The organism is Granulicella sp. 5B5 (genome assembly GCF_014083945.1).
GTDB lineage: Bacteria > Acidobacteriota > Terriglobia > Terriglobales > Acidobacteriaceae > Granulicella.
This window is the reverse complement of sequence record NZ_CP046444.1, coordinates 2,137,071-2,156,673: the sequence shown is the minus strand read 5'-3', so window position 1 is coordinate 2,156,673 and position 19,603 is coordinate 2,137,071. Positions and strand designations below refer to the sequence as shown.

The window sequence follows — 19,603 nt, the reverse complement described above, 5'->3', positions numbered from 1 at the left end:
CGCCTTCACTGCAACACAAGCCATCCGCACAGCACACGCGTAAACTGATAGTCGCCATGTCGACATCCGCAACAACTCCCGCCTCCACCGCCCCACTCACCACCATCGCCACCATTGGCAAACACGTCGGAGAGACCGTCACCGTCCGCGGCTGGCTCTACAACATGCGCTCCAGTGGCAAGCTGCTCTTCCCCACCTTCCGCGACGGCAGCGGCACCATTCAGGGCATCGTCCCCAAGGCCGCCGTCTCCGAAGAGCTCTTCGACACCCTGAAGAACCTCACCCTCGAATCCTCCGTCATTGTCACCGGCACCGTCGCCGCACACCCCAAACAGCCCGACACCTTCGAACTCCAGGTCTCCGGCCTCACCATCACCCAGCGCATCCCCGACGAAACCCCCTACCCCATCCAGCTCAAAGAAGCCGGCGTCGACTTCCTCATGGAGCACCGCCACCTCTGGCTCCGCACGCCGCGCCAGTCCGCCATCCTCCGCATCCGCGCCGCAATTATGCGTGCTGCTGCAGAGTACTTCGACACCCACGACTTCATCCGCACCGACCCGCCCATCCTCACGCCCAACGCCTGCGAAGGCACCAGCGAGCTCTTCGAGATGGACTACTTCGGCGACGACAAAGCCTACCTCACGCAATCCGGCCAGCTCTACATCGAGGCCACAGCCCTCGCACTCGGCAAGGTCTACAGCTTCGGCCCCACCTTCCGCGCCGAAAAATCCAAAACCCGCCGTCACCTCACCGAGTTCTGGATGATCGAACCCGAGGCCACCTACCTCGACCTCGACGGCCTCATGGACCTCGCCGAGTCCTTCCTCACCCACATCGTCACCCGCGTCCTCGAGTCCCACCGCAACGACCTCAAAGTCATCGGCAAGGACATCACCAAACTCGAAGCCATCCTCGCCCCAGCCACAGAATCGGGTGGCCCATCCTTCGCGTCTTTTGCGAAGGGTGGGGTATCGAGCGAAGCTCGACTGTCTTCTTCAAGCGCCTCCAGCATGGCAACCGGACAAGCGAGCGAAGCGGAGGGAGCAGGGGGCTTCAGCCCCCTGAATACGTCTGCCTCCAAATCGGGCTTTAGCCCCGGAGGACGCCGCTTCCCCCGCCTCTCCTATGAAGACGCACACCAGATGCTCCTCGACGCCCATGCCAAGGGCCTCATCGAAAACGCACACACCTATGGCGACGACTTCGGCTCCCCCGACGAGACCTACATCTCCTCACAATTCGACAAGCCCGTCATGGTCCACCGCTACCCCGCCGCGGTCAAAGCCTTCTACATGCAGCCCGACCCGCTCGATCCCACCAAGGCCCTCTGCGTCGACGTCCTCGCTCCCGAGGGCTACGGCGAGATCATCGGCGGCTCGCAGCGCGTCGACAGCTACGATCTCCTCAAGTCCCGCATCGAAGCCCACAACCTCCCCATGGACGCCTTCCAGTGGTACCTCGACCTCCGCAAATACGGCAGCGTCCCCCACAGCGGCTTCGGCATGGGCATCGAACGCTGCGTAGCCTGGATCTGCGGCCTCGAACACGTCCGCGAAACCATCCCCTTCGCCAGAACCCTCAACCGCATCTACCCCTGATGGCGAAGTCATAGCTGCGCGAGTAAAGCAGAACTTTCATCCCTAAGCATCTGCCGTATTGTTTGTATCTCCACCATTTTTCTTTTGAAGTTCACCCTTGATCCAAGCAGCAAATGACTTCGAAGGTAGCCGGTAATATCCCTTCTTATTGTCGCGGTTGACGATGCCCCTACTAACAAGTGCCTGCATGGCATTAGATAGCGTCGTTTCTTTTAGCCGGGTACCCTGTCGTATTTGTTCCTTGCTTACCCATTTATCACTATGAGTCGACATGAAATGGAGAACATTGCGATATTCATCTGAGCCGATTTTCCCGTTATATAAGTGATGAAAGTACTTCATCCCTAACTGCGCGTAAGCTCCGTGTTCCTGCCATGCGCCCTTTTTCACGTCGTCTACTGTGATTTTGAAATCCTCATCAGCATCGAACGCAAAATAACCGAACTCTTGAATAAAGCTCGGATACCCTTCTGAGAGAGCGACAATCATATCTTCTGCATCAGGGAGTATCTTGGTCGCTCGGAGGTTTTTTTGATTCGCGTCGGCTATCGATTTCTTCACTACATCGTGAGATTCACTTTCCGATAACGGCTTCAAATCGAAGCCGGTGAATAGGCGCGGTGATGATTCGTGCGATTCACGAAGGGTGCTTATCAAGTTGCTAACGCCTGCAAGACCAAAACAAAGCACGTTATTACTACTGAGCGCAACACGCTCGGACAAACTTTTCAATGTGGCGCCAAGATGGGCGCTTGCGGGCGCGGTATCGGCTTCATCGATAATCACCAAAATGCCATCTCGAAAACCTTTGATGTCTTCGACTGTTTGACAATAGGCGTTTGTCAGTTCCAACAATGGGTCAACCACTTGGCGAGCAGGCTTGTCTCTTAGCTTTACCCCGGCAGCTTCAAAACGTAATAGAAAGTCTAGGGATTTTTTTAGGACCTCATTGCCCTTTGACGCAGCTGCACAAGTGGTCTGTAATGAGAGGCCCAATTTGCGGATCAGACTCTCATGTGTGTCTGTGGGCTCTAGATTTAGCGTAACTACCAAGAAATTATTGGCTTTATCACTGTTCCCACTGATTTGACCGACCGCAAGCATGCGATGTATTTGAAGCAATGAGGATTTGCCGATTCCGCGTTCGCCGTGAAGAATAAAGTGTTGAGGATTCTGATTTAGGGTGTTGAATAGCATTTGTTCGAGAGCCCATGTTTCCTCCATTCTTCCAGTGAAGATTGTGCTCGGTGCAAACCCATTAGGGCGGAAAGGATTAAATCTTAACACTGGTCGTTCCTCTCGTATTAACTTGTGATCTTGATGACCCTTTATCTTATAGCCTTCAGATCACTTAGCGCAAAAGTTGAAGCGTCGAGTGTTAACTCTAGAGATAGTAATTACATATTTGAGAAGCCGGGTGCGGGTGCCCCATTCATGCGGCTTCATCGCACGAGCGGGATGCAACTCTTCAACTCCCCCACACCCTCTCCGCCACCACAACCCGGAAGGGCCCGACTTCAGTCGGGCCACACTAGACCGGGTCGAAGACCCTTCCTTGCTGCTGCAGGCCGGAACGAAGCCGCAGGCGCAGCGACTGAATTGCCTTCCTCAGCCTCGCCACAACTTCCATTACACTGCCCACACTCACCCCATCAAATGCGGCGCAACCACATCCATAAATTCCCTTGCTGTAACAATCTTCGTGCTCTTCCAGAACGCCGGAAAATGCTTCAGGTTGCCGGTGACGAGGTAGTCAGCCAGCCCGCGCTGCATCAGCACACTCAAGAAAGACATTGTCGTCAGGATCGCTGCAGACTTCGATGCGCCTGGGTGGGCGTCACAAGATAGCTGCGGTTTTTGATGAGTTGCAGCATCTGGAGACGGGTTCTCTTGCTGATGCCGAGCCATGGGCGCACCAACACCTCCGAGTATTCATCGAGAATTTGAGCGGTGACATAGAGCCGCGCTGGCTTCGTAACCGCAAGCGTAAATGTCGCCCGTTGCAGACTCCCTCGTTTCAACGCGGCGGACACGACGCTATTCGTGTCGAGTACAAGTCGTAACGGGAACGCGAGGGGGAGCATTAGCGCTTTTGCGCTCGGCTCGTGTGGCTTTGATCAGTTGATCGATCTGGCGAGAGGTGAGTTTGCTAGCTCCGCTACGCTCTGCCTCTTCACTGATGATCTGAAGAATCTCCGGCTCAGGCGCAGCCAGTTTTATGTAGTCATGGATACTAAGGAGCACGGCCTTCGGTGTGCCGCGCTTCTCAATCACCACGGACCGCTGCTCATCAGCAACGCTATCGAGCAGCTTGCCGAAGTTGGAACGAGCGTTCAACATCGAAACGACTCTTGTGCGCTGTTTCATGTTTGCCTAGGCTGCCATGATGTCTCCACTTCGCCTAAGCGAAATGTACAGTTCGGCAACGGCTGGAGTCAAAGCATATGCCACCTCAGGGGGCTCGTCATGGCGGAGCGCGAAGCCCATGCCGGGTGCCCCATTCAGGCGGCTTCATCGCATGAGTGGGATGCAACACTCCAACTCACCCATACCCTCTCTGCCACCACCCGGAAGGGCCTGACTTCAGTCAGGCCACACCAGACCGGGTCGAAGACCCGTACCTCGCGCCGCAGGCCGGAGTGAAGCCGCAGGCGTAACGACTGAATTGCTTTCTTGCGAAGAGCCACCCAACTCAACCGGAGCCGGGTCAAATCCATCGCCTCCAACCAAAAATCTTCACGCCATTTTGCTGGCCTTTTCGCCCTGTCAAGCCCTCAACAGGCTCCCACCCCACATAACTCACTCACAACACACAACTAGCACCCACAAACTATCGGATGGATCACCCACCTCAACCCGATAGAATGGAATTAGGGAAACCCTATCTCAGGAGTCAGCTTCCACCACCCACCACTAACCCCAATCATTCCCATATCATACCCACAACCATATAAAGAATCAGCCACTTACCCCCGGGATCACCCCGTAAGTCGCTGATTCCGCTGGATACCTCCGCTACATAGGGAGGGGGGAGGGGGTATCTCCCAAGCAAATTACAAAACGCGCTCGTGCTTATAACCACCAGCAGTCAGCGCCGCGAGTAGCTCTGCAACCTGCTCACGTCCGCGCGTCTCCATCGTAATGTCGATCGAGGTATCGCCGAGGTTCACACCGTAGTAAGCACGGTTGTACAGCGTATCCACAATGTTCACCCGATGGCTCGCGATCAGCGTCGTCAGCTCTGTCAGCGCGCCAGGCCTGTCCAGCAGATGAATCCGCAACCGGATCAATCTGCCATCCTGCACCAGACCACGCTCGATGATCCTGCTCAACAGTGTCACATCGATATTGCCGCCACCAACCAGCACCGCGGTCCGCATGCCTTTAGCCAGGCTCGTCTTGTGTTGAAGGATCGCCGCCAGCGCAGTCGCGCCGGCACCTTCCGCCAGTGTCTTCTCCCGCTCCAGTAGCGTGAGGATAGCGCTGGCGATCTCGTCCTCATCGACGGTGACGATCTCGTCCACGTACCTCTCGACGACTGGATACGTTACATCGCCCGCGCGCCGCACCGCAATACCGTCCGCAATCGTCGTCGAGGGCTCAAGTGTGACCGGATGACGCTCGTATACAGCCTGCTTCATACTCGGCAGCCGTGAGGTCTGCACGCCGATCACCTTCACGCTCGGCTTGCTCTCCTTCACCGCACACGCGATACCACCAATCAGTCCACCACCACCAATCGGAACCACAACAGCCTCAAGGCCCTCAACCTGCTCCAGCAGCTCCAACCCGATAGTTCCCTGCCCAGCCATCACAACCGGATCATCAAACGGATGGATGAACGTCATACCCTGCTCTTCGCACAGGCGTAGCGCTTCGGCACAGGCCTCATCGTAGTTGGCGCCATGCAGCACCACCTCCGCACCGAAACCCCTAGTCGCCGTCACCTTCACCAACGGAGTCGTCAACGGCATCACAATCACAGCCCGAATCCCGCGCTGCGTCGCATGATACGCCACCCCCTGCGCATGGTTGCCCGCCGACGCCGCAACCACGCCGCGCCTGCCCTGCTCTGCAGTGAGCGTTGCAATACGGTTGAGCGCGCCGCGCTCCTTAAAGCTACCCGTCATCTGCAGGTTCTCGAGCTTCAAGAACACTTCGAGTCCTGTGATGCGCGATAGAGCCTCAGACCGTGTGCAAGGCGTCAGGTAGACAGAGTTACGGAGCCGCTCCCTTGCGGAGAGAACGTCTTCGAGGGTGATTGCTAACTTGGCAGAACTCATCGTATCTATCGTAGTCTTTCTCGCTGCGACGCTCTTTAGAGCGGATTTCTATCGGCTGAAGTGGGTTTGCTGCTTTTCCCGATGCCTCTCGAGCGCTAGTTCAATCAACCGGTCGATCAGTTTGGGATAGGAGATTCCGCTTGCCGCCCACAGCTTGGGATACATGCTGATGGAAGTGAATCCAGGCAGCGTATTAATCTCGTTCAAAACAATCTCCGCTGGCTTCCCTTTCTTTGCCGGTGCCATCAGGAAGTCCACACGCGCAAGGCCGGCACAATCGCAGGCGCGGAACGCATTGATCGCCATCTTGCGAATCTTCGAGCTCTCAGCTTTCGTCAGCTTGGCGGGGATAATACTTACACTCTCGTCCGCACCGTTGAGCTCGTACTTCGCCTCGTAATCGTAAAACTCTTTCGCAGGGATAATCTCGCCCACGACGCTGGCTTCCGGATCATCATTACCGAGCACAGCCACCTCCAACTCTCGGGGCTTCACGCCGGGGCCGCCAACACCCTGTTCAATAACAATCTTGCGGTCGAAGCTGGCTGCGAGGTCCATCGCTGCTACAAGATCCTTACGGGACTTCACCTTGCTGATGCCGACCGAGCTGCCGAGATTCGCTGGCTTGACGAAGACTGGATACTGCAATGCCCTCTCAATGCTGCGAATACACTTCTTCGGGTCGACTTTCCACTGGCTGCGCAGCAAGGTAACGTGTGGCGTAATTGGAAGTCCTGCAGCGAAGAACATCCGTTTCATCGCGTCCTTGTCCATTCCCGCCGCCGAACCGAGGACGCCACTGCCGACATAAGCGATGTCTGCAAGCTCAAAGAGACCCTGAATTGTGCCGTCTTCGCCGAAAGTGCCATGCAGGACGGGAAAGACGAGATCGAGGCCTGTGCCGACAGCAGGTTCCGCCGCAGCAGCAGCAATGCTAAGGCCGGTTTCGTGAACAGCCTCTGCACCCGGTGACCCGAGCAGCTTCAAGGCTTCCCCGCTTTGTAGCCAGCGTCCTTGCTTGTCGATGCCGAGTTCTACGACGTCATACTTCCTGCGGCTGATCGCTTCCAGGATGGATCGCGCGGAGCGCAGCGATATCTCGTGCTCACCGCTCTTGCCGCCAAACAGGATACCTACGCGTAACTTCTTCGTCGCCATGTCTTAGATAGTCTCAAGCAGATTGCTATTAGATGGAGGCTCAACACAGTTACGCGAACCTCTTGAATTACTCACGGTCCGTTAGTTAGACATTGAACTTGAAGAAGAGAATGTCTCCGTCCTTCACCACGTACTCCTTGCCCTCGGACCGGAGGAGACCGGCCTCCTTGACTGCCTGTTCGCTGCCTAGACGGAACAAGTCCTCACAGGCATAGCAGTCGGCTTTGATGAAACCACGCTCGAAGTCGGAGTGGATGACGCCGGCGGCACCGGGTGCCTTGGTACCGCGTTTGATGGTCCAGGCGCGGACCTCCTGCACACCGGAGGTGAAGTAGGTGATGAGGCCGAGAAGGCGGTATGCAGCATGGATAAGACGGTTGAGGCCTGGCTCTTCGAGACCTGCAGCCTCAAGGAACTCTTTGCGTTCCTCGGGTTCCAACTGCGAGATCTCTGCCTCCATCGCACCGCAGATGCGGACGACTTCGGACCCTTCCTCCTTCGCGCGGGCTTCCACGATTGCGGTGTATTCGTTGCCTTCGGCGATGCCGGCTTCATCAACGTTCGCGACGTAGAGCTGCGGCTTCATGGTGATGAGGAAGAGGTCGCGTGCGACGGGCTTCTCTTCCTCGGTGAGGTCAGCCGTGCGAGCAGGCTTGCCTTCGCTTAGCGTTGCGTGGAGCTTCTGGACGACAGTCAACTCTGTTTTCTGAGCCGCAGTGGCATTGCCCTTTGCGGCTTTCTCGGCCTTGGCCAGGCGTTTTTCAACAGTTTCGAGGTCAGCGAGAAGGAGCTCGGTATTGATGATTTCCATGTCGTGAAGTGGGTTGACGACGCCGGCCACGTGGATGACTTCAGGGTCGGCGAAGCAGCGGACGACGTGCAGGATCGCGTCGGTCTGGCGGATGTGCGAGAGGAACTGGTTGCCGAGGCCTTCGCCCTTGCTGGCACCTTCGACGATGCCCGCGATGTCCACGAACTCCATCGTAGTCGGGACAATCGAGTTCGGCTTGACCATTGTGACGATGCGATCCATGCGATCGTCAGGGACGGGAACGATGCCGACGTTTGGGTCGATGGTGCAGAAGGGATAGTTCGCGGCCTGGGCCTTGGCAGCTGTGAGCGCGTTGAAGATGGTGGACTTGCCGACATTCGGCAGCCCGACGATTCCGCAGTTCAGGGGCATGTTTTCAGGATCTTCCTTCAGCTATTAGTCTAACTGCGGGAGAGCCTCGCGAGTCCTTGTCGAGGGCGTTCGCATCCAATTGATCGCTATGCAAGTGGGTATCGACAGCTTCGTGGGTGCAATCGGCGGGCCTGAGTCTGCTGCAGGAGAGCTTGGTGCGCTGCGGGTGCAGCAGTTGCTGGAAGAGGTTGAGCTGGCTGATCGCTCGGGCGTAGATGTCTACGGGATCGGCGAACACCATCGCATGGAGTACATTGCCTCTTCGCCTGTGACGCTGTTGGCCGCGGCTGCGGCGCGGACTGAGACGATCCGACTGACGAGTGCGGTCACGGTGTTGAGCTCGGATGATCCGGTTCGTGTCTTCCAGCAGTTCGCTACGCTGGACCTGATATCGAAGGGGCGAGCTGAGATTGTGGTTGGTCGTGGCTCTTTTACCGAGTCGTATCCGCTGTTTGGCTACGATCTGCGGAACTACGATGAGCTGTTCTCGGAGAAGCTGGATCTTTTGTTGAAGTTGCGGGATGAGACGCACGTACATTGGCAGGGCGAGCACCGTGCGAGCCTGAGTGGGCAGGGGGTGTGGCCCCGTCCGCTGCAGGCGCGGCTGCCGATCCGGCTGGGGGTGGGTGGGACGCCGCAGTCGTTCGTACGGGCTGGGGTGCTGGGACTGCCGCTGACGGTGGCGATCATTGGGGGTGAGCCGCACCGGTTCCGGCCGCTGGTGGAACTGTACCGCCATGCGTATCAGCAGGCGGGGCATGACCCAGCGGGGATGGACGTTGCGGTCCATGGGGTCGGGTTCCTGGCCGATAGCGACCGTGAGGCTGCAGATACGCTGTATCCGGCTCACAACGAGACCTTCAACCGGATTGGCCGGGAGCGCGGGTGGGCGCCGCAGGGGCGGGCAAGCTATGACGCGCAGGTGAGCGAGCGTGGGTCGTTCTTTGTGGGGTCGCCGGAGACGGTGGCCCGGAAGATGTGGTCGGTGAGCGATGCTCTGGGTGGTGTTTCGCGGTTCACGCTGATGATCAGCGGTGGGAGCGTTCCTCATGAGGCGATGCTGCGGTCGATTGAACTGCTCGGTACGGAAGTGCGGCCGAAGGTGAATGCGGCGCAGGCTGTGCTGGCTTAGGGGTATCCCCCTCCCTATGTAGCGGAGGTATCTAGCAGAATCAGCGACTTACGGGGTGATCCCGAGGGTAAGTGGCTGATTCTGTATATGGTTACGGGTATGATATAGGAAATAAAGGGGATAGAGGACAGGGGGATAGAGGATAGAGCGAACGGTGATTGGTTTGTGGCTTCAGTTGCCAGTTTGCCAGTTATCCAGTGAGCCAGTTTGGTTCCTACTTCCAGTATAGAAGGTGAGAGTGGGAAAAGTGTTTTTGGTTTTGGGGTGTAAGTGGTTTTGATTGTGATGGTTGAGGGGGTGGGGAGGTTATGTGGGGTTGACAGAGGTTTTTGTTCAGATATTCAGATAAGAGCTACGAGGAGTCGAGATGAAGCTGGTAATCGACCCCGACTAATGCGATGACGAACCTGTCAGTCTGCGGTGGGCTGCGCCGCATGAGACGGCCTATCCTGCGACGTTCATCCTGGATGGCAGAGGCAAGATATTGTTTGAGGCGATCAGTCATAGCCATGGAGATCGGACGACAGCGGAGGATGTGCTGGCGAAGCTGGGTGGGAATTGATCTCTTGTTTTAGATATGTATGCTGCGGATAGAGAAGGGCCGCTCTATGAGCGGCCCCTGCGAAAAATTTTCTGATTGTGGATGGTGTGGATATTTGCGGTAGTTCCGACTGCAGGTTTCTCAGCTACGCATGACGGTGAAACTGTCATGCTCCGGTCGAAATGACACATCTGTGGTTGGAGAGGCCTGGGGTCGGTTTCAGGGCCCTGAAGGCCCCTGCTCCCTCCCAGGCTACTCAGATGCGCATGGGCATGAGGATGTAGCGGTACTTTACGTCGTCGGCGCCGTCCTCTGGGCGCATCTGGCCGGCGGATTGAGCGTCCTTGAACTCCAAGCGGACCTCGCCGGTTTCTCCAGTGGCGCGCAGGTAGTCGATGAGGTAGGAGCTGTTGAAGCCGACGACGATAGCGTCGTAGCTGTAGGGGGTTTCGATGATGTCTTCGGACTCGCCGGCATCGGTGGACTGCGCGGAGATCTTCAGCTCGTTCTGCTCGAGGCGGAGCTTGATGGCTCCGGAGCGCTCGTCTGCAAACTGCGCGACGCGCTGGATGGAGTGCATTAGATCTTCCGAACGGACGATGACGAACTTGGTGTTGTCGCGCGGGAGGACAGCTTCGTAGTTGGGGAACTGGCCGGTGAGCTTGCGGCTCGTCAGGACGCGGCCACCGATCTTGAAGTAGAGGGTCTGATCGTCGTCGGCGAATTCGATGGTCTCGGCGTCGGAGCCGCTGAGTAGCGTGGAGATTTCTGCCAGCGCCTTGCGCGGGATGAGGGTCTTCTTTTCGCCAGAGATGCCGGAGAGGTTTTCGCCGAGCTTTTCGATGTGGGCGAGGCGGTGACCGTCGGTGGCAACCATGGCCATGGACTCCGCCTTGAGGACCAGCAGGGCACCGTTGAGGGTGTAGCGGGACTCCTCATTGGAGATGGCGAAGATGGTCTTGGAGATCATGTTACGCAGGGCGGGCGCGGCGATCTTGAAGCTGCCGACGGTGGGGAACTCCGGCACCTGGGGGAAGTTGGCGCGGGCCATGCCGACCATCTTGGTGTTGGAGCGACCGGCGCGGATCTGCACCCAATGGTTGTCCTGAAGCTTGATCGAGATGTCGCCTTCGGGGAGGAGCTTGATGTAGTCGTAGAGCTTGCGCGCAGGGATGGTGCAGGCGCCGGCCTTTTTGACCTTGGCAGCGCAGGAGGTGCGCAGCGAGAGGTCAAGGTCGGTGGCGGTGATGGTGAGCCTGCCATCCGCCGAGCCATCGTCCGCGACGCTGGCCTCGAAGAGGAAGTTCGAGAGGATGGGGATGGTGGTCTTGCGCTCGACGACGGACTGGGCGGCGGTGAGCTCGCGGAGGAGCTCGGCGCGAGAGACGGTGATCTCGAGGTTGCCGGTGGGTGCGGCGGAGGTGGCTTCTGGAGTCATGGCGGTGGTGGACACGGTTGTGTTCTCCCTGATTGAGTTGATTCTAGGGCGTAGCGGGGTTTTGCGCGAGGGGTAGGGGGTTGTGAATATCGGGGGACGCTTGTGTGATGCGTGGACAGAGGAGAATGCTGGATTTGCGTGTGCTGCCGGGGGCGAGAATGCTTCTAAAGAAACACCCTGAAAGGAGATATATAGCTAGTCGTAATAGTCGTTGTGGGTGGAAGAGTGGATATGCGTGGCAAAACCGCATGGATACCGGGGCTGAGGGTGGTACACGGTTTCCAAAAGCCGGTGTGAGATTTTGAGGAAGAGGGAAGAGTGGGACAGGATGATGAATTTCGGGTGGGGTTTTCCTAACGGCGCACAGCGGGGTGCTGCTGCCTGCAAGGAGAATAGGCAGCGTGTGTGCGGAGTTGCGGCAAAACCGCGGATTTGCTGGGGGAGATACTGGTGGGGTTTTCTACAGAGGGTGTGGAGCGGGGAGGAAAAGGCGGGGTGAAAGCCGTGACGGGGCAAAATGTTTTTTTCTCCACTCCGCTGCGCTCCGGTCGAAATGACATTTTTTATGAATGGCGCTGTGCGAAAAAGAAAGGATACTTTCCTTTATGGATGACGTTGCGTTCGTTTACATCCTCTCCAGCAGCTTCAAGCACCTGTACATCGGAGTCACATCAGAGTTGGAGATACGCGTGAAGGGCCACAAGAGCGGCCGCTACCCAGGCAGCTTCACCGACAGATATCGGATCGACCAGCTGGTGTACTTCGAACGATATGGTGATATCCGGCTCGCGATTGCGCGCGAGAAGCAGTTGAAGCGGTGGTCGCGGATCAAGAAAATTCGGCTGATCGTGTCTTTGAATCCCGACTGGAGGGATTTGAGCGAGGACTGGGGGAAGCCTGTGGTTTACAAAGAGCCGCATGGGTGAGATAGGCGGCTGCGAAATACGGGGGTTTCTCCGCTCCGGTCGAAATGACAAGCTTTATGGGAGGGGTGTGAAAAGGGCCGCCTAGCGGCGGCCCTGGATGATCTTGGGGTTGGGGCGGGAGGCTGCTGCTGCCTTGGCTTTGGCGCGGTTGGCGGCGATGACCTTCATCTCCTTGCCGAGCTGCGTATTGTTCATGACGGCCTGCTGGATGATCATGATGATGTTGCCGACGTTCCAGTAGAGGGCCAGGCCTGAGGCGTAGTTCCAGGTCATCCAGCCAGAGAAGGCGGGCATCATGAAGGCCATCATCTTCTGCTGCTGGGGGTCGACGCCAGGGGATGGCGTGTAGAACTGCACCAGGAACGAGGTGATGACCATGAGGATGGGCAGGATGTGGTACTGGTCCGCAGCGGAGAGGTCGTGCAGCCAGAAGAAGTGCGCGTGGCGGAGCTCGACGACCTTGGTCATCATGGTGAAGAAGGCGAAGAGCAGCGGCAGCTGGATGAGCGAGGGGACACAGCCGCCGAACATGCTGACGCCCTGCTGCTTCTGGTAGGCCATGACCTCGGCGTTCATCTCGGCGGCCTTGGGGTCGGTGGCCTTGGGATTCTTGTACTTGGCCTTGATGGCGTCGATGCCGGGCTGGATGCGCTGCATGGCGAGCATGGACTTCATGCCCTTGATGCGCAGCGGCAGCAGGACCACATTGATGAGCACGGTGAAGATGACGATGGCCCATCCCCAACTGAAGTTTGTGAGGTTGTTGGCATCGTGCGGCAAGAGCGAGTGGACCCAGTGCAGGCCGAGGAAGAGGTACTTGCCGATGGGGCCGAAGAAGCCGAAGTCGAGCAGCGACTGGAGGTCGTGACCGTCGGCTGTGTGGACGGACTTGAGGACGTCGATGGCCTTGGGGCCGACGTAGAGGCGCAGCTGGTTGTGGCCGGAGAGGTCGCCAACGGCTGCGCCGATGAGCGGCAGCTGCGCCTTGTTGGAGCTGCCGAAGAGGCTGGGGCGGCCGGGGCCCGCGGGGACGGCGTTGGCGGGGATCTCGTGGTGCAGCGTGACGAGGGTGGCGTCCTGCGGGTGCATGGGCAGGAAGGCGGCCGCGAAGTACTGGTCGCTGGTGCCGGCGAAGTCAAAAGGGCCGTTGAGGGTGGCGCCGCCGGAGACCTTCTTGAAGGCGGTGTGGTCGTCGTGGCCGTTAGCGCTGGTGTCGATGTCGGCGGCGGCGTAGGCGGTGATGTTGTCCATGTCGCCGAAGGCGGCGGGCCAGCTGAGGAGCGCGCGGATGGGCTGGCCGTTGCGGAGGACTTGGGTGTCGGCGGAGATGACGTAGTCGGCGCCGAAGGTGAAGGTCTTGGTGACGGCGATGTCGCCGGCGGCGTACTTGAAGGTGAGCGAGGCGGGTGACTGCAGGGTTCCTGTGGCTGAGGGAACGTAGAGTGCCGTGGCGAGCTGTTGGTTCAGCGCGGGCTCGTAGGTGTAGAGCGAGAGCGGGTAGCCGTAGAGCTTGGAGGCGGTGTCCTGGACGAGGTCAAGGGGATGGCCGTCGATGCCGGTGTAGCGCTTGAGAAGCCAGGAGGTGACCTGGCCGCCACGGTTGGAGAAGGTGATCTTGTAGAGCTCGTTCTCGACGGTGGTGGTGGACTCAGAGGCGGCCGCGATGGCCGGGGTGGCCTGGGATGCCGCTGTTGTGGCTGCGGCTGGGGCGGTGGGAGCTGCCGGGGTGGCCGTGGGGCTTGCCTGGGTGGAGTGTGCGGCTGGGGCGGCGGGCGGCTCAGGTGTGTGCTGGCCGCGCCAGTACTGGACGCCGAAGAGGACGCCGAGAATGACGATCATCATGACGAGGAGCGAACGGCTGTCCTGGCCGCCGGCCTGATTGGGATTGCGAATCTCTGGCAACGGGTTTCCTACTCTTTCAGAGGCCGCGTACGAGCGCAGCCTGCGCAGATTTCATGATAAATGCTGAGGCGGGGAAGAGATGGCGGTTTCGGAGGCTTCGCAGCAGGTGCGCGGGCGCTGGATGGCGCTGCGCGCGATAATTCACAGAAGAATGACGGATGCGAGGGGTCAGATATTGTGTTTCGAAGAGAGAGAGTCATGGGACAGGGTCGTGGCCGCCGTGGGCCCAGGGGTGGCAGCGGGCGATGCGGCGCAGGCCGAGCCATGAGCCTCGCAGCCAACCGTGGCGGACGATGGCCACATAGGCGTACTCGCTGCAGGTGGGAAGGTACTTGCACTGCGAGGTTACGAAGACGTGAAAGAACGGTGAGAAGCCGCGTTTCCAGGTAGTAAGCAGCGCCGAGGCGAGGCGCTCGCGGCGCTGGAGAGCGGCGCCGGAGGGGGTGCTCATGGCCTGGTGCGGCCTGTGGATTGGCCCGCTGTCGTAGCGCGGTCGCAGGCAGCCTGGACGGAGCGCAGAATCTGCGCGACCTCGCGCTTGAGCTGGAGGAAATCGAGGTCGATGACGGAGCGGCGCGGATGCAGGATGACGTCGACGGGGGAGGTGATGAGCGCGAGATTAGCGCGGACAGCTTCGCGCATGCGGCGCTTGATGCGGTTGCGGTCGACGGCCTTGCCGAGCGCCTTGGGGACAGTGAGGCCGATCCGCGGGCCGGGGGTGTCGCTTCTACGCGCGTTCACCGTCGCTGAAGGCTCCGGCCGCAGTGCGTAGAAGTAGGCGATCTGTTTGGCAAACTGCTTGCGCCCGGCCTTGTAGACGAGCTGGTAGTCAGCGTGTTTGCGCAGACGGTGCTGGGTGGCCGGGTTCATAGGTGTGTAGACGCGGAAACGCGCTCAGAGACTGAGCGCGCGTGATGCTGGGGCTGGAAGAGTCTCCGGGGCTGAAGCCCCAAATGCTCGGAAGGTTTGTGACGGACGGGCCGAAGCCCGTCCCCTTCAAAACGAGGAGAGACTAGTCGCGGAAGCCGGCAGAGACGGCGATCTTGTGGCGGCCCTTGGCGCGGCGGCGGCTGAGAACAGCGGCGCCGGCCTTGGTGGCCATGCGAACGAGGAAGCCGTGAACTTTGCTGCGACGACGGCGATTGGGCTGGAAGGTGCGCTTGGGCATGGGTGTAGTCCTGTCCGAAAAAGTGTCTGCTTGGAGGAGGTGCGCCAGAGCTGTTTGAACGCTGGTGCAATGTGAGCTGAGGGCGCGAAGGCCGGATCAGCAGACTCCAGTACAGGGGCACAGAACACCTGTACGGCAGCAAGATTTGAGTATACCAGCGCTGAGGAAAACCGGCAACGAATATCGTGGCGGGGGCTGCCGAACCAGTTTCGCGGGAGTACCCAAAAGGGGACAGCGCAGATTCTTCACAAAGTTTGGTGCAACCGGGAAATTCTTTTAGCATTAATGCAAATTGGTATAGCGAAGAGTGGGGCGCAGGGTGTTAGTATCGACTCCGTTCCCGTGGTGATGGTGGTCATCATCACGGCCAAAAGATTCGGTAAAGCAGGTTCCGATTTTCTGCGTCAGAGTTAGTAAGAATTCTGTTTTATTCTCCCCTTCTGGCATCGAAGCACCTGAGAGATGCAGAGAGGGACTTCAAGAGCAATCATTGAATGACTGGCTTCGCAGCCTGGCTGCGAAGAACAGGGCATTGTGCGCCTTTTCCCTGCCACGCGGTTTGGTACTGCAAGTTAGCCCGACCCAGTTGTGCCCAAAACAAGACCTAAGGAAGACCTAAGCAATGTCATTTGTCCCTGTGCCAGCAACCGTCCTGAATCCGTGGGTCAGGATCCTTGGTGCTCTCGAGAAAAAAATCAACCGGCAAAGCTATGAGACATGGCTGAAGCCGACGCGATTCAGCCATGTGGATGGCCGCGTGCTGCACGTGCGAATTCCTACCGAGGAGTTTTCGCACGTGGGCGAGATGTATGGCGACCACATAGCCGAAGCAATGGACAACCTTGGCCTGGAGCTTGATCAGGTGGTGTTCGACGTGCCCCCGCCCGAGGCGATGCCCCGGCTGCGCGAGGACGGCGGCTTTGCACCGCAGCCGAGCCACAGCCAGAACGCGCCGCGCCGGAACTATCAGCAAGCAGGGCCGGAACAGGCGCGGTTCGACTGGAACTCCGCCGCGCAGCTGAACCCGCGGTACCAGTTCGACAGCTTTGTGGTGGGCAGCGGCAACCAGTTTGCCTCCGCCGCAGCGCAGGCTGTTGCTGAGCGGCCGTCCAAGGCCTACAACCCGCTGTTTCTGTATGGCGGCGTGGGGCTGGGCAAGACGCACCTGATGCAGGCGATTGGGCACATGGTGAAGGCGCGCAACCCGCTCGCCGCTGTGAGCTATGTGTCGGGCGAGAAGTTCACGAACGAGATGATCAACTCGGTGCGCTACGACAAGATGACCGGGTTCCGCGATCGCTATCGCTCGGTGGATGTGCTGCTGATTGACGATATCCAGTTCCTGGCAGGCAAGGAGCGTACGCAGGAGGAGTTCTTCCATACGTTCAACGCTTTGCACGAGACGAACAAGCAGATTGTGGTGGCGAGCGATCGTCCCCCGAAGGAGCTGGCGGACTTTGAAGACCGGCTGCGCTCGCGGTTTGAGTGGGGACTAGTTGTCGACATTCAGCCACCGGACCTCGAAACGAAGGTCGCTATCCTGCAGAAGAAGGCAGAGATGGAACAGACGGTGCTGCCGACCGAGGTGGCACTATTCATCGCGGGCAACGTGCGGACGAATGTGCGTGAGCTGGAGGGCGCGCTGGTGCGGCTGATCGCGTGGTGCAGCCTGCATGGCGTGGAGATCACGCTGCCGACCGCGCAGCAGTGCCTGAAGCAGTTCATCGATACGCAGGTGCGGAAGATCACAATCGAGGCGATCCAGCGCGCTGTGGCCGAACACTTTGGCATGCGCGTGGCGGAGTTGAAGCAGAAGAACAACTCACGCCAGATTGTGGTGCCGCGGCAGATTGCGATGTACCTGGCAAAGCAGCTGACCGAGGCGTCGCTACCTGAAATTGGGCGGCAGTTCGGCGGCAAGCACCATACGACGGTGATGCACTCGATTGCGAAGATCGACGAGCAGCGCCGCAATGACAAGGACCTGAACCGCACGGTGAACAAGCTGATGGAGACGCTTGGATAAGGCAGTGTGTGTAGAGGGTAGACAGTAGAGTGTAGAGAAAGCAAAGGCCGCCAGAGATGGTGGCCTTTGCTGTTTCGCGATGAGTCTGCAGAGGGTTATGAGTCGGCTTGTGTGGTGAGAACGATTTTGCCGATGCCGCCTTTTTCGCCCTTGGTGTGGGCCTCGGATGCTTTTTCGAGTGGGAGGATGAGGTCGATGGGGAGCTTGACCTTGCCGTCGCGGATGGCTTCGGCGTAGTGGACGATAGCGTTGGCATCGGCGTGGGAGCCCATGGCGTTGACGTGGACGGTGGGGTGCAGCGCGGCGTCTTTGGGCGGGCCGACGATGCTGCCGTAGTTGCCGCCGGTTTTGACGTGCGCGAGGAGCTTGGGCGCGAGGTCGCCACCAATGGTGTCGGCGACGGCGTCGATGGTGCCGAGGCGGGCCAGAGCGTCGTCGTCGGAGATGTCGATGGCGGCGGTTGCGCCGAGAGCCAGGGCTTCGTCGATCTGCTTCTTGCGGACGCCGGCGATGACGTTCGCGCCGAGTTCCAGTGCGCAGAAGAGGGCAAGCCGGCCGACGCTGCCAAGTGCGCCGGTGAGCAGAATCGTCTGCCCGGACTGCGTGCCTGCCGCCTCGCGGATAAGCTGATCGGCGGTGGTGGCTACGACCGGGATGGCTGCAGCGGTGGTGAGGTCGACACCTTCGGGCACCTTCGCCATCTCGGCGGCTTTGCCGACGGCTAGTTGCGCGTAGGCGCCGGAGAGGCGGCCGAAGACGTGGTCGCCGGGGGCGAAGCCTTCGACACCGTCACCGCATTGCTTGACGATGCCGGCGACGTCGTAGCCGAGGATGGCGGGAAACGGAGTGGGGAAGGCCTGCTTCATGGCGCCGGAGCGGATCTTCCAGTCGATGGGGTTGACGCCGATGGCGTAGACCTCGATGAGGATCTCGCCGGAGGCGGGTTTGGGGTCGGGGAAGTCCTCGTACTTGAGGGCGGAGGGTGGACCGTAGTCGTGGAGGACGATGGCTTTCATGGTGGGAGGCACCTCTGACGCATGAGATGCGCCGCGGCTGTTGACCGTTGCGAGGTATGCTTACCGTGCCGCACATGTGGCCTGGGAGGCGCGATGATAGCGAAGTGGTTTGCGACGATGGTGCTCGCAACGGTGATGACGGCTGTTGCACAGCAGCCGGTGACGGTGGCGGTTGTTGGGCTGGAACACGGGCACGCTGCAGGGTTGTTTCAACGGCTGGCGATGACACACAACGTGAAGCTGATCGCTGTGGTTGAGCCGGACAAGACGCTGCAGCAGGAGTACACGGCGAAGTTCCACGTGGAACCATCGCTGTATGTGGACTCGCTGGATGCGATGCTGGCGAGCAAGGGCAAACCGCAGGCGGTGCTGATTTACACGTCGCCGGTGCGGCACCGTGAGGTGACGCTGTGGGCGGCGAAGCATGGCATCGACGCGATGATGGAGAAGCCGTTTGCGACGACGCTGGCGGATGCGATTGCGATGCGCGATGCGGGCCGCAGGTATGGCACCAAGGTGCTGGTGAACTATGAGACGAGCTGGTACTCAAGCAACGCCAAGGTGCTGAAGGATGTCGCGGACGGCAAGCTGGGCGACGTGTACAAGGTCGTCGTTCACGATGGGCACAACGGGCCGGCGGAGATCCACGTGCAGCCGGAGTTTCTGAAATGGCTGACCGACCCGGCGAAGAACGGTGCGGGCGCGATGTTCGACTTTGGCTGCTATGGCGCCGACCTGATGACCGTGATGATGCATGGCGAGGCTCCGATCAGCGTGACCGCCGTGGCGCAGACCAACAAGCCGGGTGAGTACCCGAAGGTGGATGACGATGCCACGATCATCGTGCGCTATCCGCATACGCAGGCGGTGCTGATGCCGAGCTGGGACTGGCCGTTTGCACGGAAGGACATGGAGGCCTATGGCTCGAAGGGCTTAGAGATCGCTGTCGATCCGACGACGGTGACCTCGCGGTTTTCGGCACGCGAGAAGCCTGAGACGGTGGAGGAGCCGAAGCTGCCGCTGGCGTATACGGACTCGCTGGAGTACCTGGCGGCGCTGGAGCGGGGCGAGATCAAGGGCGATCATGACCTGACGGCGACGGACACGAACATCGTCGCGATGCAGATTCTGGATGCGGCCAAGCGGAGCGTGGAGGAGAAGCGGACGGTAATGATTACGCCGGTGCCGAAGTAGCGGGGCCCCTCCCCCCTTTTGGGAGCTATGATCCG

The 19,603-nt window shown here is 59.3% G+C and carries 17 protein-coding genes; 5 read left to right on the top strand and 12 right to left on the bottom strand.

From position 1 onward, the window contains the following. Positions 1-56 precede the first annotated feature (56 nt). A complete protein-coding gene (locus GOB94_RS09025) occupies positions 57-1,601 on the top strand; it encodes an asparagine--tRNA ligase (RefSeq protein ID WP_182275624.1) in 1,545 nt (514 codons plus the stop codon). Between the two features lie 42 nt (positions 1,602-1,643). On the opposite strand, the gene GOB94_RS09020 is transcribed toward GOB94_RS09025, so the two are convergent. The 6 genes from GOB94_RS09020 to ychF form a co-directional block, all read right to left on the bottom strand. Beyond that, a complete protein-coding gene (locus GOB94_RS09020) occupies positions 1,644-2,825 on the bottom strand; it encodes an ATP-binding protein (RefSeq protein ID WP_182275623.1) in 1,182 nt (393 codons plus the stop codon). A gap of 420 nt (positions 2,826-3,245) precedes the next feature. Next, on the bottom strand, positions 3,246-3,509 hold the full coding sequence (locus GOB94_RS16690) for a hypothetical protein (RefSeq protein WP_220465048.1): 264 nt from the start codon (positions 3,507-3,509) through the stop codon (positions 3,246-3,248). 129 nt (positions 3,510-3,638) lie between these two features. Continuing rightward, positions 3,639-3,968, bottom strand: a complete 330-nt coding sequence (locus GOB94_RS09010; protein WP_182275622.1) for a type II toxin-antitoxin system Phd/YefM family antitoxin — start codon at positions 3,966-3,968, stop codon at positions 3,639-3,641. Positions 3,969-4,654: 686 nt separating this feature from the next. Continuing rightward, entirely contained in the window at positions 4,655-5,884 is a 1,230-nt protein-coding gene (locus GOB94_RS09005) for a threonine ammonia-lyase (RefSeq protein WP_182275621.1), read from the bottom strand. 48 nt (positions 5,885-5,932) lie between these two features. Next, positions 5,933-7,042 (bottom strand): D-alanine--D-alanine ligase family protein, encoded by a 1,110-nt coding sequence (locus tag GOB94_RS09000; RefSeq protein ID WP_182275620.1) that lies wholly within the window; start codon positions 7,040-7,042, stop codon positions 5,933-5,935. A gap of 85 nt (positions 7,043-7,127) precedes the next feature. Next, complete coding sequence (gene ychF / locus GOB94_RS08995) at positions 7,128-8,225, bottom strand: redox-regulated ATPase YchF (protein WP_182275619.1); 1,098 nt, start codon at positions 8,223-8,225, stop codon at positions 7,128-7,130. Between the two features lie 88 nt (positions 8,226-8,313). On the opposite strand from ychF, the gene GOB94_RS08990 reads away from it, so the two are divergent. After that, complete coding sequence (locus tag GOB94_RS08990) at positions 8,314-9,357, top strand: Atu2307/SP_0267 family LLM class monooxygenase (RefSeq protein WP_182275618.1); 1,044 nt, start codon at positions 8,314-8,316, stop codon at positions 9,355-9,357. A gap of 797 nt (positions 9,358-10,154) precedes the next feature. Here GOB94_RS08990 and dnaN read toward each other — a convergent pair. Next, positions 10,155-11,351, bottom strand: a complete 1,197-nt coding sequence (dnaN, locus tag GOB94_RS08985; protein WP_255483771.1) for a DNA polymerase III subunit beta — start codon at positions 11,349-11,351, stop codon at positions 10,155-10,157. Positions 11,352-11,941: 590 nt separating this feature from the next. Here dnaN and GOB94_RS08980 point away from each other — a divergent pair. Further along, complete coding sequence (locus GOB94_RS08980; RefSeq protein ID WP_182275617.1) at positions 11,942-12,262, top strand: GIY-YIG nuclease family protein; 321 nt, start codon at positions 11,942-11,944, stop codon at positions 12,260-12,262. 81 nt (positions 12,263-12,343) lie between these two features. Here the strand turns inward: GOB94_RS08980 and yidC are convergent, their stop codons facing one another. From yidC to rpmH, 4 genes are all read right to left on the bottom strand, one after another. Beyond that, positions 12,344-14,164 (bottom strand): membrane protein insertase YidC, encoded by a 1,821-nt coding sequence (yidC, locus tag GOB94_RS08975; RefSeq protein WP_182275616.1) that lies wholly within the window; start codon positions 14,162-14,164, stop codon positions 12,344-12,346. 196 nt (positions 14,165-14,360) lie between these two features. Further along, positions 14,361-14,615, bottom strand: coding sequence for a membrane protein insertion efficiency factor YidD (gene yidD / locus GOB94_RS08970; RefSeq protein WP_182275615.1), 255 nt, complete (start codon positions 14,613-14,615; stop codon positions 14,361-14,363). Further along, positions 14,612-15,034: a ribonuclease P protein component gene (gene rnpA, locus GOB94_RS08965; RefSeq protein ID WP_182275614.1), complete on the bottom strand. Its 423-nt coding sequence runs from the start codon at positions 15,032-15,034 to the stop codon at positions 14,612-14,614. Before rnpA ends, yidD begins: the two co-directional genes overlap by 4 nt. 142 nt (positions 15,035-15,176) lie before the next feature. Continuing rightward, a complete protein-coding gene (rpmH, locus tag GOB94_RS08960; RefSeq protein ID WP_182275613.1) occupies positions 15,177-15,332 on the bottom strand; it encodes a 50S ribosomal protein L34 in 156 nt (51 codons plus the stop codon). Positions 15,333-15,954: 622 nt separating this feature from the next. Between rpmH and dnaA the strand changes: the two genes are divergently transcribed. After that, on the top strand, positions 15,955-17,358 hold the full coding sequence (gene dnaA / locus GOB94_RS08955) for a chromosomal replication initiator protein DnaA (protein ID WP_182275612.1): 1,404 nt from the start codon (positions 15,955-15,957) through the stop codon (positions 17,356-17,358). Between the two features lie 95 nt (positions 17,359-17,453). Here dnaA and GOB94_RS08950 read toward each other — a convergent pair whose 3' ends face one another. Further along, positions 17,454-18,374 carry an NADP-dependent oxidoreductase gene (locus GOB94_RS08950; protein WP_182275611.1) on the bottom strand — a complete coding sequence of 307 codons (921 nt, stop codon included), beginning with the start codon at positions 18,372-18,374 and terminating at the stop codon, positions 17,454-17,456. A gap of 93 nt (positions 18,375-18,467) precedes the next feature. Here GOB94_RS08950 and GOB94_RS08945 point away from each other — a divergent pair, with 93 nt between their 5' ends. Further along, positions 18,468-19,568 carry a Gfo/Idh/MocA family oxidoreductase gene (locus GOB94_RS08945; RefSeq protein WP_182275610.1) on the top strand — a complete coding sequence of 367 codons (1,101 nt, stop codon included), beginning with the start codon at positions 18,468-18,470 and terminating at the stop codon, positions 19,566-19,568. Positions 19,569-19,603: the final 35 nt, after the last annotated feature.

Coding starts and splice junctions, on each gene's coding strand:
- GOB94_RS16690 (WP_220465048.1), bottom strand. CDS start 3,509: ATGGCTCGGCATCAGCAAGAGAACCCGTCTCCAGATGCTGCAACTCAT.
- GOB94_RS09000 (WP_182275620.1), bottom strand. CDS start 7,042: ATGGCGACGAAGAAGTTACGCGTAGGTATCCTGTTTGGCGGCAAGAGC.
- GOB94_RS08980 (WP_182275617.1), top strand. CDS start 11,942: ATGGATGACGTTGCGTTCGTTTACATCCTCTCCAGCAGCTTCAAGCAC.
- GOB94_RS09020 (WP_182275623.1), bottom strand. CDS start 2,825: ATGGAGGAAACATGGGCTCTCGAACAAATGCTATTCAACACCCTAAAT.
- GOB94_RS08950 (WP_182275611.1), bottom strand. CDS start 18,374: ATGAAAGCCATCGTCCTCCACGACTACGGTCCACCCTCCGCCCTCAAG.
- GOB94_RS09025 (WP_182275624.1), top strand. CDS start 57: ATGTCGACATCCGCAACAACTCCCGCCTCCACCGCCCCACTCACCACC.
- rpmH (WP_182275613.1), bottom strand. CDS start 15,332: ATGCCCAAGCGCACCTTCCAGCCCAATCGCCGTCGTCGCAGCAAAGTT.
- GOB94_RS08990 (WP_182275618.1), top strand. CDS start 8,314: ATGCAAGTGGGTATCGACAGCTTCGTGGGTGCAATCGGCGGGCCTGAG.
- GOB94_RS09005 (WP_182275621.1), bottom strand. CDS start 5,884: ATGAGTTCTGCCAAGTTAGCAATCACCCTCGAAGACGTTCTCTCCGCA.
- rnpA (WP_182275614.1), bottom strand. CDS start 15,034: ATGAACCCGGCCACCCAGCACCGTCTGCGCAAACACGCTGACTACCAG.
- GOB94_RS08945 (WP_182275610.1), top strand. CDS start 18,468: ATGATAGCGAAGTGGTTTGCGACGATGGTGCTCGCAACGGTGATGACG.
- ychF (WP_182275619.1), bottom strand. CDS start 8,225: ATGCCCCTGAACTGCGGAATCGTCGGGCTGCCGAATGTCGGCAAGTCC.
- yidD (WP_182275615.1), bottom strand. CDS start 14,615: ATGAGCACCCCCTCCGGCGCCGCTCTCCAGCGCCGCGAGCGCCTCGCC.
- GOB94_RS09010 (WP_182275622.1), bottom strand. CDS start 3,968: ATGAAACAGCGCACAAGAGTCGTTTCGATGTTGAACGCTCGTTCCAAC.
- dnaA (WP_182275612.1), top strand. CDS start 15,955: ATGTCATTTGTCCCTGTGCCAGCAACCGTCCTGAATCCGTGGGTCAGG.